Raw genomic sequence first — 14,411 nt, forward strand, 5'->3', positions numbered from 1 at the left:
TGGCGTCAGCGCAGCGGCACGCGCCAGGACAGCGTGGTTCCTCGGCCGGGCTCGGAGTCGATGACGGCGTCGCCACCGCACTGCCTGGCTCGGCGCACCATGTTGTCCAAACCGCTGCGTTTGACGTCCTCGCCGATGCCGACACCGTCGTCGGCGACCTCGATCGACAACCCGTCGGCGGTGGCGTCCACCGAAACCGAGATCTCCTCGGCACCGGAGTGTCGAAGCGCGTTGCTCAGCGCCTCCCGCAGCACCGCCTCGGCGTGTTCACCGATCTGCGGTGGCACGAACGTGTCCACCGCACCCGAGATCCGCATCGACGGCGAAACGGCCGAGTCGCCGGAGATGTCCGCGACCACGTCGAGCAGTCGGCGCCGCAGGCTGGCGGGCCGCTCCGAACCGGTAGTGTGCAGGTCGAAGATCGATGTGCGGATCTCGCGCACGGTACGGTCCAGTTGCTCCACCGCCTGCTGCACCCGGCCACGGGCGTGCTGATCGGGAATCCGCCGAAGCGTGCCCTGCAGGCTCATGCCCGTGGCGAACAGCCGCTGGATCACATGGTCATGCAGGTCCTGCGCGATGCGGTCGCGATCGGCGAGCAGGTCAAGCAGCCGCTGGTTGCGTTGCTTGTCGGCGAACTCGAGCGCGACCGCCGCCTGGTCGGCCAGCGACAGCAGCATGGGCAGCTGGTCCTCGGCGAAGGCCTGCGCCCCCTTCGACCGCGCGGTGACCAGCACGCCCCCCGCCCCGGAAGCGCTGGAAAGCGGGACCGCCACGGCGGGCCCGAAACCCGCCGAGGAGACCTTCGGTCCCTCGGGCAGCGCCGAGGTCAGATCAGGCAGGACGCGCGGCTGGCCTTCCCGCATCACCTCGGCGATCAGCGACGTCCCCGCGGTGTCCACGGACAGCCCCGCCAGCGCCGAGCTGCGCTCGCCCGAGGTCACGCTCACCGAAACCGCGTCGGTGGCCTCGTCACCGGCGAGCAGGATGAAGGCGTCCTCCGCACCCGCGAGTTCCCGAACGCGTAGCACGATCAGCTCCAGCGTGGTGTCGATGGAGGCGCCGCCGAGCAGTTCGCCGTTGATCTCGGCGACGGTGCCGAGCCAACGCTCCCGCATGCGTGACTTCTCGAACAACCTCGCGTTGTCCACGGCGACACCCGCGGCCGCCGCCAGTGCCTGCAGCACCACCTCGTCGTCGACGGTGAACTCCGCACCGCCGCGCTTCTCGGTCATGTAGAGGTTGCCGAAGATCTTGTCGCGCACCCGCACCGGCACCCCGAGGAAGCTGTGCATCGGCGGGTGGTTGCGCGGGAAGCCCACCGAGGCCGGGTGTTGCGACAGGTCGGCGACCCGGACCGGGCGCGGGTCGTCGATGAGCAGCCCGAGCAGGCCCTTGCCCTCCGGCAGGTGGCCCATCCTCGACCTGGTCTCCTCGTCGATGCCGACGTAGACGAACTCCGACAGCCCGTTGCCGTCGTCGGAGAGCACTCCGAGCGCGCCGTACTCCGCGTCCACGAGTTCGGTCGCCGCCTGCACGATGCGCTGCAACGTCGAGTCGAGCTCCAGCCCCGTCGCCACCGCGAGCACGGCGTCGAGCAGGCCCTGCAGTCGGTCACGAGTCTTGACGATCTCGGTGAGCCGCTCCTGCACCTCGTGCAACAGTTCGTCAAGGCGCAACCCGGTGAGGGAGGTAGCTCTGGGTCGGGACTCGTCAGGCACCCCTGCCGGCCTCAGCTCCACTGGCATCCAACTCCGATCAGGTCCATTGCCTTCCGACCGTATTACCAGTTCAAGCTGTGCTCAAGCTTTGAATCAGTAGGCTCACGTTCCCAGCCGCAGCAGCAGCTGGGGACTGCCCGCGAGCCCGCACCGCCGCAGCATCCGCTGCCGGAACTCTCTGGACTGGAAAGGCTCCACCCGAGGGCTCGCGGTCAACCCCCTCGTGCGCGCCGCGAGCCAGGCGTGCTGCATCGAGACACCGGCGAGAACCTGGTCGCGCCTGCCGTCGGTCACCGTCACCACGAGCAGGCCGGGTTCGAGGGGCTGCTTGCGGTGGGCTGGGACGAACGAGGTGATCGGGACCAGCTGCACGTCCGTCGAGGCGCCCGCCTGGACGATCTCGGCGAGCACGTCGCTGGGCAGCTCCGTCGGGTCGATCGTCTCCCGATGCCTGCGCCGATCGAACACGGCCTGGAAGTACCGCACGTCCACGGCGGAGGGGCGGTTGCGGGTGCGTGCCGTGACCGTGGCCACCAGGTCGGGTCTCGCCGCATCACCCAGCAGCGCCACCTCGGGCAGCCAGCCCAGCACCCGCACGGCGACGAGCAGGTTCGCGAGCACGGCCCCGCAGGAGATGACACGGTCGCGGCCGGTGGCGTCGTGGCGAAGCAGTGTGCTGTGGAACCGTTCGAAGATCTCGGCACGCGGGCCGTGGATCTCCAGGGTCCACGGGCTGCCCTGCCCGCACGCCTGGGTGTGCAGTGCCGTGCGGGTCAGCACGCCCTTCTCCTGCTCCGACCAGCTGTGCCTCGGTGGTGAAGGCGCCAGCGGCTCCGTACTCACGGCGGCCCCTCCCTGGTGACCTCCTCGACCGGGCGGCGAGGCGTCGCCGCGCTGGGGTAGCCGTAGCCCAGCCGCAACACGGTCTGCGGATGCTCGTGCCCGCCCAGCAGTTCACGCAACCGCCCCCGCACCGAGTCGACCTCGATGGGTTGGGACAGAAACGACGCGTTCAGTCCGGCAGCGGTGGCGCTGAGCAGTACCCGCTGCATCGCCTGCCCGGCGCGCAGCATGTCCAGCCGTGTGTCGCCCCGCGTGGTGAGCACGGCGACGAGCGGGCGGCGTTCGAACTCGCGCTCGGTGGCGACATCGCCACCGAAGTCACGCAGCGCCAGCAGGCCGCCGTCGACCGCGCGGGGGCCTCCCGCCGCCTTCGGCACCCCGTCACTACGTTCCCCATCGTGGGTCCACTCCCGCAGCTCGGCCAGGAAGCGGGGGTCCTGCTGCTGCAGGTGGTCGGCGTGTCGCAGTAGCGCGACGAACTCGTCGAACCGCTGCGCCTGGTCGAGCAGCACCAGCCGGGCGCCCTCAGCGCCTGCGGCCTCGGTGAGCGCGTGCCGCACCGCGACCGGGATCTCCCGATCCAGATACGGCCTGCGGTTGGTGTGCCTGCGTTCGACGGCCGAGGCCAGTCGCTGTTCCTCCGGGGTGGGGTGCCGCTGTCCCCCCACGGCCACGGTCGCGAGCAGCAGCGGCCGCGCCCGATCGGGCAGCGGCTCAACGACGCACTCCCTGCCCTGCTCGGCGATCGTCATCCGCATGTTGAGCACGGCCGCGCCGCAGGCGAGTGTCGCCTCTCGCGCGTCAGGGTCGCAGTAGCCCAGCACCCGGGTGTCGTCCAGCAGCACCTCGATCGTCTCGCCGTGTACCCGAAACTCCCACGGCTGCGTGTTGTGCGGCGACGGTGCGAGGATGCCCGCGTGCAGCGCGGCCGCCACGATGTCGGTGGCGGAGGCGGTCGTGTTGCTCATGAACTCATCCTCCGCATTCGTTCACCGCACCGGCAGCGGCGGTCGTCCCGGTGCGACAGGGTCTTTGGTCCCCCGCTGCGGCACCGCCCGGGTGATCGCGAGACGGCGCGGCGCCGCGTGACTTCCGGCTCTAGGGCCGACCGCTCCGGTGGCGCAGCATCGACAGCACAACCCGACCGAGGAGAAGCAGCCATGTCCGATGCCACGGGCCCGCCGAGCAGAACGATCGTCGTCGGAGTAGACGGCTCCCCCGCCTCCGAGCAGGCGCTGCGGTGGGCGCTCACCGAGGCGCAACGCTGCGGCGGCCAGGTGCACGCCATCACCGTGCGCAGGCGCGACGACCTGCTGCCAGGCACGACGTTCGCCCTGCAGCCCTACGGCCGCAGGCCGACCAGGACCGAGGAATCGCTTCGCGACAGCCTGCGCAGCCAGGTAGCGACGCTCGCGGGCACCGCGGCGGCCGTCACAGCCGTCACCGAGTCCGTCGTCACCGGGGATCCGGCCGCCGAGCTGAGCAAGGCCTCCGCGAGCGCGGACCTGCTCGTGCTCGGCAGTCACGGGCAGCGGGCGTTCACCGAGGTGCTGCTCGGCAGTGTGGCCGCCGAGTGCGTGCGGCACGCGCAGTGCCCCGTGGTGCTGATCCCGGCCGGACTGGCGCGCTGACGAACGACACGAGGGTGCCCGGCGGGCGCTGGCCCGCCGGGCACCACTACACCTACCGCCCGGCTACTCGGCGCCCTCGCGGTAGCGGGTGTCGGCACGCACAACCCCGGGGACCGACTCCGCCAGGAGTGTCGCCACATGCCGGTCGGTGGGGTCGTCGTACTCGTCCACGATGGTCACCACACCGTCGTCGACCTCGACGGTCCAGCGGTCCGGGCCACCGTAGATCATCAGCCTGCGCCGGACGTCCCTTGCGATCGCGGTGTCGTCGCGCGACAGTGCCCGCACCACGTCGCGGCGGGTGACGATGCCGACCAGCCGCTTCCCCTCGACGATGGGCATCGCCCTGAACCCCTCGTCCAGCAGCGCGGCCACCAGTTTCGAGAGGTCGGCATGGCCGTCCATGGACACCGCCGGTGTGGACATGACCGCACCGACGGTCGAAGGGGGCTGCGGTGCCGGGGCACCGCGAGACCGGGCGTCGCCGGGTACCCGGTCGCGCACCAGGTCGGCCTCGGTGACGATGCCGACCAGCCGCTGCCGCGTGTCCACCACCGGCAGGGCCGTGAAGCCGTGCTCGGTGAGCAGCCCGGCCGCCCGCTTCACGGGTGTCTCCGGCGTGACGGTGACGACCGGGCTGCTCATGATCTGCCTGGCCAGCATCAACTGGTCCCCGGCTCGGTCGGCCGCACCACGGCGACGGGGCACGGCGCGTGGATGACCAGCGCCTGGCTCGTCGAACCGAGCAGCATGCCCTTGAAGCCGCCCCTGCCCCTGCTTCCGACCACGATCAACTGGGCCTGCTCACCCCGCTCGAGCAGGGTGCGCACCGGCCTGCCCCTGACCACGACCGGCTCCACCGCCACGTCGGGGAACTTCTCCCGCACCGGGCCCAGCTGCTGCTCCAGCAGCGCCTGTTCCTCCTTGCCGACCTCGGCCGGATCGGCCGAGAGGGACAGCGTGCGCACGGCGCCGTCGAAGGTGACGTCAGTCCAGGTGTGCACGGCAACCAGCGGCACACCCCTTGCCGAGGCGGCCTCGAAGGCGAAGGTGAGCGCGGCATCGCTGTCGGCGGAACCGTCGAGGCCGACCACCACCGGCCCCTCGGTGGGCGGCGGGTCCTCCGGTCGCTTGCCTCGGACCACCACGACGGGAGAGATCCCGTGCGTGGCCAGCGCGACCGCCACCGAGCCGACGAGCATGCCGGTGAAGCCACCCAGGCCGCGGGAACCGAGCACCATCATGCGTGCCTGCCGCGACTCCGCGAGCAACGCGCCCACGGTCTCGCCCTCGACGAGCTCGGTTTCCACCCGCACGCCCGGCGCTGCCTCGCGTACCGCCGACTCGGCCTCCCGCAGCCACTGCCCGCCCTGGTGCCGCATGCCCTCGCGGATCTCGGGGAAGGTCGCCAGGAATCCCGGGTAGCCGCGCTCGGGGACGGCGTAGGTGTGGACCAGCCGCAGCGTGTCCCCGCGGTGTTCGGCCTCCGCTGCAGCCCACACCGCCGCGTTGAGTGCTGACGCGGAACCGTCCACGGCCGCCACGATCTTGGTCATCGGTTTGTCTCCCTCTCGTTACTGGTGTTTCCCGCGCGGCCGGGGCTCGGCGAACGCGGGCTGTGGCCTCAGGTGTTCTGCCTGCCTCGCACGACCAGCAGCGGGCAGGGTGCCGTGTGCAGGAGCGCGTTGCTCGTCGAGCCGAGCAGCATCCCGCTGAAGCCGCCCCTGCCCCTGCTGCCCACGACCAGCAAGCTGGCCTGGTCGGCGTGCCGCAGCAGGCTGCGCACCGGGCGGTCACGCTCCACAACGCGGTGGACCTCCACCTCCGGATACCGCTCCTGCCAGCCTGCGAGCCGCTCGGCGAGCACCGCCCGCTGCGAGGTCTGGATGTCGTTCCAGGGCAGGTCGGCCGACGGCAGCCCGAACGCGCCGGGCAGGGCCGCATCGCTGAAAACATGGACCGCGACGAGCGCGGTTTCGCGCAGCGCCGCCTCCTCGAAGGCGGTCGCGAGTGCCAGTTCGCTGACCGGTGAGCCGTCGACGCCCACGACGACCGCACCTTCGGTGGGTGGCGGGTCGCCGGGCAGCCTGCCACGGACCACGGCCACGGGGCACGGCGCGTGCGGCACGAGCGCGAGCGTCACCGAGCCGACGAACGTCCCGGTCAGCTCACCGAGCCCGCGCGTGCCCAACACCAGCATCCGCACCGAACCGGCACGCTCCAGCAGGGCCGGTACGGCGCTGCCCATGCGGAGTTCGGTGGCGACGGCGAGCTCGGGCAGCTCGGCACCCGCCGCCCGCTTGGCCGCCTCCTCGGCCTCGGCGAGCCTGCGGTGTCCCTCCGCCTCCAGCTCGTCGAAGTAGGACTGCGGCAGGCCGACGCCTGCCCCGTATGCGGCGGGCACGGGCATCGCCGCGAGCAACGAAAGCGGGCAGCCCCGCGTCGCGGCTGCCCTGGCGGCCCACTCAACGGCCCGCAGCGCCGATTCGGAACCGTCCACTCCGGCCAGAATGGGGGCGTTGCCGGTGGGGGTCATCGTCTCCTCCTCCTGGCGGTTCGGCCACCTCATCGTGGCGTCCGGCGCGGGCCGACCGCGTGGGCCGAAAGCCCTTCGTCGCCAGGTATTCCAGCCCTTCCGTGTGCGCGCGAGCTCCCGTGATCGTAACCGTCATGAGGCAAGGACTCCCTGACGACGACACCGTGCGCGCCGCGTTGGCGCTGGCCACGAGGGCACCGTCGGTGCACAACTCACAGCCGTGGCAGTGGAAGGTAGGCGACCGGACGGTGCACCTGTACGCCGATCGGGAGCTGCGACTGCCCGCGATCGACCCCGAGGGCAGGGATCTGCTGCTCAGCTGTGGCGCCGCTCTGCACCACCTGCGGGTCGGCTTCGCCGCGCTTGGCTGGCACAGCCGCGTGCACCGGATGCCCAATCCGGCCGAGCCGGAGCGCCTGGCGGCCGTGGAGCTGACCAGGCACGAACCCACGTTCGACGAGATCTCACTGGCCTCGGCGATTCCGCGCAGGCGCACCGACCGCAGGCGGTTCAGTTCGTGGGAGGTTCCGCCTTCGCGGATCGCTACGCTCGCCGAGCACGCGGCCGCCGAGGGCGCCGTGCTGATCGCCGTGACCGACCCGGTGGCCAGGTACCAGCTGATCGAGGCGATCGGCGAGGCCGCGCGGTTGCATGACAACGATCCCGCCTACCAGGTCGAGCTGGCCCGGTGGACCGGCCGCGACGAGGACACCCAGGGCGTGCCCGCGCGCAGCACCGTGGCACCGGTGCACGTGCCCGGCGAGCCGGACCCACGCCGGTTCCGCGATCCGCGGTTGCCGCAACCGGAAGGCTCGTTCGCCGAACCGGACGCCTCGGTGCTGCTGATGTTGGCGACCGCGTCCGACGACGCCATGTCACAGTTTCGGGCGGGCGAGGCGATGAGCGAGGTACTGCTCGCGGCCACGCACGCGGGGCTGGCGAACTGCCCGCTCTCCGAGCCGCTGGAGATCGGCTCGACGCGCGACACCGTGCGCTCGGAAGTGCTGGGAGACGGCGCATATCCGCAGCTGATCCTGCGCGTGGGTTGGGCCGCGGTGAACGCCGACCCGCTGGCCGCTACCCCGCGCCGACCACTGTCCGAAGTGGTCCACGGCCTCGCCGACTGAACCTTCCTCCGCGAGTCCCCCACTCTCGCCCGCGAGTCCCCCACTCTCGCCCGCGAGTTCTGCATTCCGTACGGCGAGTTCTGCGTCCAAGGGTTCAGGCCGGCCGGGCGCCTTGCCAAGCGGAAACGGAGGACTCGCGGGCAAGAACGCGGAACTCGCAGGCAGGAACGGGGGACTCGCGGGCAGGAACGGGGGACTCGCGGGGTTCAGAGCACCTGGGGGAACAGGCGCTTGTGCACGCCGACCACCACAGACGCCAGCGCGGCCACCCCGAGGATGCGCAGCCAGCTTTCCAGCCCGATCGGGGCGGTGTCGAAGAGGCCCTGCATCACCGGCAGGTAGGTGAGCGCTGCCTGCCCCATGATCTGGAAGGTCACCCCGCCGAGCACCCACTTGTTGCTGAACCAGCCGATCCGCCACACCGAGCGGGTCAGCGACCGGCAGCTGAACAGGTAGAACAGTTCCACGGCCACGAACAGGTTGAGCGCGACGGTGCGCGCCTCGGGCAGGCCTGCCCCGATGGCCAGTTCCCACTGGAACATCCACCACGACCCGCCGACCAGCAGAGCGGACACGAGCAGGACGCGCGCGACCAGCCCGCCGGTCAGCAGCGGTCTACGAGGGTCGCGGGGCGGCCGCCGCATGATCCCACGTTCCTTCGGCTCGAACGCCAGCATCAGGCCGAGCGCGACCGCCGTCGTCATGTTGATCCACAGGATCTGGGTCGGCAGGATCGGCAACGCCGTGCCCACGAAGATCGCCACGAGAATGACCAGACCTTCGGCCATATTCGTCGGCAACGTCCACACGATGAACTTGGTGAGGTTGTCGAAGACACCGCGGCCCTCCTCGACGGCGGCCTCGATGGTGGCGAAGTCGTCGTCGGTCAGCACCATGTCGCCAGCTTCCTTGGCGACCTCCGTGCCGCCACGGCCCATCGCGACACCGATGTCGGCCTGGCGCAGTGCGGGCGCGTCGTTGACGCCGTCGCCGGTCATGGCGACGACCTCACTGCGCGACTGCATGGCCTCCACCAGGCGCAGCTTCTGCTCCGGCGACACCCGAGCGAACACCGACGCCTCGCGCACCGCATCCGGCAGCCGCTCCTCGCTGATCTCGGCCAGCTCGGCGCCGGTGAGCACCTTGCCGTCGGCGGAGCCGTCGAGCAGGTCGATGCGGCCGGCGATGGCGGTGGCCGTGGCCGCGTGGTCACCGGTGATCATCTTGACGGCGATGCCCGCCTCGCGGCACGAGCGGACCGCGGACGCCGCCGCGGGGCGCGGCGGGTCGAACATGGCTTGCAGCCCGGTGAACACCAGTGATCCCGCGAGCGCCTCCTCACTGAAACGCTCGGCAGGCACGTCCTCGGCCACCGCGGTCGCCAGTACCCGAAGCCCTTGCGAGGCAAGGTTTTCCGCCGCTCGTAGCGCGGCGGCCTGCTCCAGCGGCCGCGGGCCGGTCGGGCCGAGTTCGGCGCCGCAGAGCGCGAGCACCCGCTCCACCGCGCCCTTGACGAACACGACATGACCGTGCTGGTTCGGCCGGGTCGGTTCTGGCGTGTGCAACGTGGCCATGTACTGCCGTTGCGAGCTGAACGGGATGGTGTCCGTCCTCGGTGGCACGTCGACGAGGCCCGCCTTGCGGGCGGCGACGAGCATCGCGGCCTCGGTCGGGTCGCCGACAACGGTCGTGGTGTCCGCGTCGTGGTGGAGCGCGGCGTCGTTGCAGCTGGCTCCGGCCAGCAACGTCCACCGCAGCGCCGACGGCATGGTGTCGGGCCGCAGCACCTCGCCCGCGCTGTCGACGATGTCGCCGCGCGCCGAGTAGCCCGCACCGGTGATCTCGTAGCCGCCCTGCGGCGTCCACACCCGAGAGACCGTCATCTGGTTCTCGGTGAGAGTGCCGGTCTTGTCCGAACAGATCACCGTGGTGCTGCCGAGCGTCTCCACCGCGGGCAGCCTGCGGATCACGACCCTGCGCCTGGCCATCCGCGACACCCCGATCGCCAGGGTGATGGTCACCGCGGCGGGCAGCCCCTCCGGGATCGCACCGACGGCGAGCGCGACGGCGGCCGTGAACATCTCGACGCCGCTCTCGCCGCGCACCACTCCGATGGCGAAGGTGATGGCCGCGAGGAACAGGATCACGACGGTGAGCACCTTGCTGAACCAGGCGAGCTTGCGCGTCAGCGGTGTCTGCAGCACCTCGGCGGTGCCGACCAGCCGGTGGATCTCCCCGAGTTCGGTCTCCGCGCCGGTGGCCACGGCTATGCCCGCCCCGCTGCCGCTGGTCACGAGCGTGCCGGAGTGCAGCATGTTGCGCCGGTCCGCGACCGGGGTGGCGGGCGGCAGCACCACCTCGTCCTTGACCACCGGCTCGGACTCGCCGGTGAGCGCCGACTCGTCCGCGGCGAGCTCCGAAAGCCGCACCAGCCGCAGGTCGGCGGGCACCCGGTCGCCCGCCTCCACGAGCACGAGATCACCGGGAACCAGTCGCTCGGAGGGCACGGTGCGGCTCACGCCGTCCCGCACCACCTTCGCCTCCGTGCGCACCATCGCCCGCAGCGCGTCGAGCGCCGCCTCGGCCCTGGACTCCTGGACGAAGCCGACGATCATGTTCACGAACACCACGCCGAAGATCACCGCAGAGTCGACGTGCTCGCCGAGCAGCAGCGTCACCGCGCCCGCGACCAGTAGCACGTAGATCAGCGGGTGGTGAAGCTGGCGCAGCAACCGCAGCAGCGGGCCCGTCGGACGGGTCTGCGGCAACGCGTTGGGCCCGAAGGTGGTTTCTCGCTCGCGCGCCTCGTGCTCGCCGAGCCCGCGTTCGGGGTCGGTCTGCAGCAGCAGGACCGACTCGTGAATCGGGAGGTCGTGGTGCGAATTCGACTGCTCGGCTCGCGCGGTGGTGGGCACCCGTTCAGTTCAGCCGAACAACCGCGCCACCGCAAAGCATCCGTTCGTCACCCGGTGGGGGGCCGTTCGGCCCTGTCGGGCCACCCGGCGTTGCACGCAGCATCAAAACTGACCCGACGGGAGGGCGCCCATGACCGTGTTCCTCGGCATCAACGGATTCGGCCGCATCGGCCGCGATATCGCGCGCTGCGCGCTCGCGCGGGCCGACGACAGCGTCGAAGTGGTGGCGGTGAACGACATCGCGGACGCGCGCACCCTCGCCTACCTGCTCGAGTACGACTCGACACACGGCAGGCTGGGACGACCCGTGCGGGTGCGTGGCCAGTCGATCGTCGTCGGTGACCACCGCATCCACGTGTCCCGCATCCCGCATCCCGCCGACCTCGACTGGCGGCCCTTCGGTGCCGACGTGGTGATCGAGGCCACCGGCCGGTTCCGGGGCAGGAAGGAGGCGGCGGCACACCTGGACGCCGGAGCCAGCAAGGTGATCGTGTCCGCGCCCGGTATCGACGTCGACGCCACCATCGTGATGGGGGTCAACGACGACGGCTACGACCCGGCCAGGCACGACGTCATCTCGGGCGCGTCGGGTACCACGAACTGCGTGGCGCCGATGTTGCTGGTGCTGCACCGCGCTTTCGGCGTCCGGCGCGGCCTGCTGACCTCCATCCACGGCTACACCAACGACCAGTCACTGCTCGACCAGCCGCACGCCGACCTGCGCCGTGCCAGGTCGGCTGCGGTGAACATCCTGCCGACCACCACGGGCGCCGCGAAGTCGATCGGTGAGGTGCTGCCGCAGTTGGACGGCGTGCTCGGCGCGGCGGCGGTACGGGTGCCGGTTGAGGTGGGCTCGCTGGCCGACCTGACCGTCGAGGTCGAGTCGCCGGTGACCGTCGGCCAGGTGAACCGGGCGTTCTCCGACGCGGCATCCGGCCACCTTCGCCGCATCCTGCGCTACACCGAAGCGCCGATCGTCTCTCGTGACGTCGTTGGCGAGTCGGCCTCGTGCGTTTTCGACGCGAGCCTCACCACCACCAACGACAACCTGGTGAAGGTGTTCGGCTGGTACGACAACGAATGGGGCTACTCCAACCGGATGCTTGAACTCGCCGACCTGATCGACCCGGTGGGCTGACATGTTCACAGCGACTGTTCCGCTCGGCCGTATCCGTGGTGTGCGCATCGGCGCGCACTGGTCCGTGCTCATCATCGTCGGGCTCATCGCCTACCTGCTGGCGACCTCGCTGCTACCCACCGCCGTGCCGGGGCGCGCGGGCGGCTGGTACTGGTTCACCGGGATCGCCACCTCCGTGCTGTTCATGGCGTCGCTGCTGGCACACGAGGTGTCGCACGCGATCACCGCGAGGCACTACGGGGTGCCGACCAAACGCATCACCTTGTGGATGCTGGGTGGCGCCGCCGAGTTGGAGAAGGAGCCGCCGCACCCGCGCGCGGACTTCCTCATCGCCTTCGCCGGTCCCGCCACCAGCCTGCTGATCGGCGGCGTGTGCTGGGGACTGGCCGCGCTGGTCCAGGACCTGGTGCCGCCGCTGGCGTTCGCCGCGCTGCTGTGGCTGGGCCTGACCAACGTGGTGATCGCGGTGTTCAACCTGCTGCCTGGCGCGCCGCTGGATGGCGGCAGGCTGGTGCGGTCGGCGGTGTGGAAGCGCACCGGTGACCGGCAGCGTGCCGCCAGGGCCGCCGCCAGGGCGGGCCAGGTGCTCGGCGCCCTGCTGCTGGTCGCCGGGTTCGTCGAGGTTCTCGGTTTCGGTCAGTTCAGCGGGCTGTGGCTGGCACTCATCGGCTGGTTCCTCATCGGTGCCGCGGCGGCGGAACTCAGGCATTCGCAGCTGCACCAGCGCCTCGGTGGGATGCCGGTACGCGAGGTGATGACACGCCACCCAGAGGTGGCTCCCGGTTGGTGGACAGTCGAGTCGTTCCTCGAGCGCACCGCGGACCGCAGCAGGCACCGGGTTTTCCCCGTCGTCTCCTTCGAAGGCGTGCCGCTCGGCGTGGTGAGCCTTGCCGAGCTGGCGCGGTTGTCCGGCGACGAGCGCATCACACGCCGCGTGGCGGATGTGTGCCGTACCCCGCCTGCCGTGCCGATCGTGCCGGCCGACACACCGGTGGAGGAGGTGCTGGCGAACACGCCACTGCGCGCGGGCCGGGATCTGGTGCTGGTCACCGAGTACGCCAACAACTCGGAGAAGACGGGGCTGGCCGGGGTGGTGAGCGCCGACGACCTTGGCAGGACCGTCGAGCTGGCCGCGTTGCGTGAGGACGCGGCCACGCGGTCCGGCGACACCGGCCGCGCGAGCGACCCGGCTACCGGTTCCGCCGCCAACGGCCAGCCGCGGCACGCGCGTACTCGACGGCAGGGAGCGCGGTGAACAACGCCGCCTCCTCCCGCACCGAGGTGCGTTCGTCGAGGAAGCGCAGCACCGGCTCGGCACTGGACCGGTCGAACAGCCTTGCGAAGGCACGTTCCAGCTCCGAGGGGCGTGCGGTGATCACGTCGAGCAGCGCGCCGTCGAGCAGGCGGTGCCGCCGGCTCGGTTCGGCGACCGCGAACGGGTGCCCGTGCTCGGCGAGCGAGTCCGCGATGGCGACGCTGTCGCGTTGGATGCGCTCGTAGGCGTATCCGGTGCTGGGTTTGAGCAACCCGGCCGCGGTGCCGATGGCGAGCACGTGGCCTCGGCGGCGCCGCACCGGCTGGGCCGACAGCGGCAGCGCGGCGGCCTCCTCACGCTCGACGCGGTAGCGCCCCACCCGCAACACCGTGTCCAGGTACTCCGCCAGCGCCGCCCGCTGAGTGTCGCTGTCGGCTGCCACGCAGGCGACCGCGGGCGCGGCGAACGTGGTGTGCTCCACCAGGGCATGCCTGCCGCCGAACGGCAACACGTACACGAAGCTCGCCCCGACCGACCGCGGTGTGCGGAAATCGAACAGCGTCGGCACGCGGGGGTCGAACACCTCGGCCTCGGTCTCCAGGTGCCAGCCGCGAAACACCAGCACGGCGTCGGCAGGGGGTGGGTCGGAAGGGCCGAGCACGCTGTCGAACACCCACCTCGCCTCGGTCGGCTCACCGTCGACGACCACGCGGGCGGCACCGCCCGTCCCGACTCCTGCCTCGACTCCTGCCTCGACAATGTCGTCGACGTGGCCGCGTACCCGGCGAAACCCCGGCGCGGATTCGAGCATCGGTGTCACCGTGGCCGCGAGGTCCGCGCCGCGCACGTAGCGGTAGCGGTAGGCGCCCAGGTCGAGCAGCCGCGACCGGCCGAGGGCGTGCACGTGGACCCGGTCCCAGTGGTGCCGCGCGGCGGTGTCGAGCAGTCCGGGCCGGTCGGACCACGAGCCCCACCCGGCGGCGGTGATGTCCTTGCCGCCGTCGTCGACGATCAGCACCTCGCATCGCGGCGGTCGCCGGGTGAGATGCGCGGCCAGGGTGAGCCCGCTCAACCCGGCACCGGCGATCACGATGGTCATGCCCGCAAGGCAACCAGCCAACCGGCCCGCTCGCCAGGCGGCCCGCCGCGAGTCCCGACTTCGGCGGAAGTCCCGGCGAGCCGGGGACTTCCGGCCGCTGCGTACCGGCGACGCCGGGCCTACCGTCGGGTTCGACAACAACACAC

General features: G+C 71.3%; 12 protein-coding genes. 4 read left to right on the forward strand and 8 right to left on the reverse strand.

Annotation, left to right across the window (positions count from 1 at the left end; translation table 11 throughout):
- Positions 1-5: 5 nt before the first annotated feature.
- The 3 genes from FHU38_RS13050 to FHU38_RS13060 all read right to left on the reverse strand — a co-directional run bounded on the left by FHU38_RS13050 (position 6) and on the right by FHU38_RS13060 (position 3,532).
- Entirely contained in the window at positions 6-1,748 is a 1,743-nt protein-coding gene (locus FHU38_RS13050) for a sensor histidine kinase (protein WP_167170812.1), read from the reverse strand.
- Between the two features lie 75 nt (positions 1,749-1,823).
- Positions 1,824-2,564, reverse strand: a complete 741-nt coding sequence (locus tag FHU38_RS13055; protein ID WP_167170815.1) for a hypothetical protein — start codon at positions 2,562-2,564, stop codon at positions 1,824-1,826.
- Positions 2,561-3,532, reverse strand: coding sequence for an Acg family FMN-binding oxidoreductase (locus FHU38_RS13060; RefSeq protein ID WP_167170818.1), 972 nt, complete (start codon positions 3,530-3,532; stop codon positions 2,561-2,563). The genes FHU38_RS13055 and FHU38_RS13060 overlap by 4 nt, the downstream gene beginning before the upstream one ends.
- A gap of 192 nt (positions 3,533-3,724) precedes the next feature.
- Between FHU38_RS13060 and FHU38_RS13065 the strand changes: the two genes are divergently transcribed.
- A complete protein-coding gene (locus FHU38_RS13065; protein ID WP_167170821.1) occupies positions 3,725-4,195 on the forward strand; it encodes a universal stress protein in 471 nt (156 codons plus the stop codon).
- Positions 4,196-4,258: 63 nt separating this feature from the next.
- On the opposite strand, the gene FHU38_RS13070 is transcribed toward FHU38_RS13065, so the two are convergent.
- The 3 genes from FHU38_RS13070 to FHU38_RS13080 all read right to left on the reverse strand — a co-directional run bounded on the left by FHU38_RS13070 (position 4,259) and on the right by FHU38_RS13080 (position 6,731).
- A complete protein-coding gene (locus FHU38_RS13070) occupies positions 4,259-4,858 on the reverse strand; it encodes a CBS domain-containing protein (RefSeq protein ID WP_167170824.1) in 600 nt (199 codons plus the stop codon).
- Positions 4,858-5,751 carry a universal stress protein gene (locus FHU38_RS13075; RefSeq protein WP_167170826.1) on the reverse strand — a complete coding sequence of 298 codons (894 nt, stop codon included), beginning with the start codon at positions 5,749-5,751 and terminating at the stop codon, positions 4,858-4,860. The genes FHU38_RS13070 and FHU38_RS13075 overlap by 1 nt, the downstream gene beginning before the upstream one ends.
- Before the next feature lie 68 nt (positions 5,752-5,819).
- Entirely contained in the window at positions 5,820-6,731 is a 912-nt protein-coding gene (locus FHU38_RS13080) for a universal stress protein (protein WP_167170829.1), read from the reverse strand.
- Positions 6,732-6,865: 134 nt separating this feature from the next.
- On the opposite strand from FHU38_RS13080, the gene FHU38_RS13085 reads away from it, so the two are divergent.
- Positions 6,866-7,858, forward strand: coding sequence for an Acg family FMN-binding oxidoreductase (locus FHU38_RS13085; protein ID WP_167170832.1), 993 nt, complete (start codon positions 6,866-6,868; stop codon positions 7,856-7,858).
- 206 nt (positions 7,859-8,064) lie between these two features.
- On the opposite strand, the gene FHU38_RS13090 is transcribed toward FHU38_RS13085, so the two are convergent.
- Positions 8,065-10,773 (reverse strand): HAD-IC family P-type ATPase, encoded by a 2,709-nt coding sequence (locus tag FHU38_RS13090; RefSeq protein ID WP_167170836.1) that lies wholly within the window; start codon positions 10,771-10,773, stop codon positions 8,065-8,067.
- A 130-nt stretch (positions 10,774-10,903) separates the two neighbouring features.
- Here FHU38_RS13090 and gap point away from each other — a divergent pair, with 130 nt between their 5' ends.
- Entirely contained in the window at positions 10,904-11,911 is a 1,008-nt protein-coding gene (gap, locus tag FHU38_RS13095; protein WP_167170839.1) for a type I glyceraldehyde-3-phosphate dehydrogenase, read from the forward strand.
- Between the two features lies 1 nt (position 11,912).
- Complete coding sequence (locus FHU38_RS13100) at positions 11,913-13,166, forward strand: site-2 protease family protein (protein ID WP_167170842.1); 1,254 nt, start codon at positions 11,913-11,915, stop codon at positions 13,164-13,166.
- Here the strand turns inward: FHU38_RS13100 and FHU38_RS13105 are convergent.
- A complete protein-coding gene (locus FHU38_RS13105) occupies positions 13,102-14,265 on the reverse strand; it encodes a lycopene cyclase family protein (protein WP_167170845.1) in 1,164 nt (387 codons plus the stop codon). The two genes, FHU38_RS13100 and FHU38_RS13105, sit on opposite strands and share 65 nt — an antisense overlap.
- Positions 14,266-14,411: the final 146 nt, after the last annotated feature.

It is taken from the genome of Saccharomonospora amisosensis (genome assembly GCF_011761185.1).
In the GTDB taxonomy this organism is placed as follows: Bacteria; Actinomycetota; Actinomycetes; order Mycobacteriales; family Pseudonocardiaceae; genus Saccharomonospora_A; species Saccharomonospora_A amisosensis.

What these genes read in the sequence shown, in the direction of transcription:
- FHU38_RS13070 (WP_167170824.1), bottom strand. Translation starts at nt 4,858, where the DNA reads ATGCTGGCCAGGCAGATCATGAGCAGCCCGGTCGTCACCGTCACGCCG.
- FHU38_RS13075 (WP_167170826.1), bottom strand. Translation starts at nt 5,751, where the DNA reads ATGACCAAGATCGTGGCGGCCGTGGACGGTTCCGCGTCAGCACTCAAC.
- FHU38_RS13050 (WP_167170812.1), bottom strand. Translation starts at nt 1,748, where the DNA reads ATGCCAGTGGAGCTGAGGCCGGCAGGGGTGCCTGACGAGTCCCGACCC.
- FHU38_RS13105 (WP_167170845.1), bottom strand. Translation starts at nt 14,265, where the DNA reads ATGACCATCGTGATCGCCGGTGCCGGGTTGAGCGGGCTCACCCTGGCC.
- FHU38_RS13085 (WP_167170832.1), top strand. Translation starts at nt 6,866, where the DNA reads ATGAGGCAAGGACTCCCTGACGACGACACCGTGCGCGCCGCGTTGGCG.
- FHU38_RS13100 (WP_167170842.1), top strand. Translation starts at nt 11,913, where the DNA reads ATGTTCACAGCGACTGTTCCGCTCGGCCGTATCCGTGGTGTGCGCATC.
- FHU38_RS13065 (WP_167170821.1), top strand. Translation starts at nt 3,725, where the DNA reads ATGTCCGATGCCACGGGCCCGCCGAGCAGAACGATCGTCGTCGGAGTA.
- gap (WP_167170839.1), top strand. Translation starts at nt 10,904, where the DNA reads ATGACCGTGTTCCTCGGCATCAACGGATTCGGCCGCATCGGCCGCGAT.
- FHU38_RS13060 (WP_167170818.1), bottom strand. Translation starts at nt 3,532, where the DNA reads ATGAGCAACACGACCGCCTCCGCCACCGACATCGTGGCGGCCGCGCTG.
- FHU38_RS13080 (WP_167170829.1), bottom strand. Translation starts at nt 6,731, where the DNA reads ATGACCCCCACCGGCAACGCCCCCATTCTGGCCGGAGTGGACGGTTCC.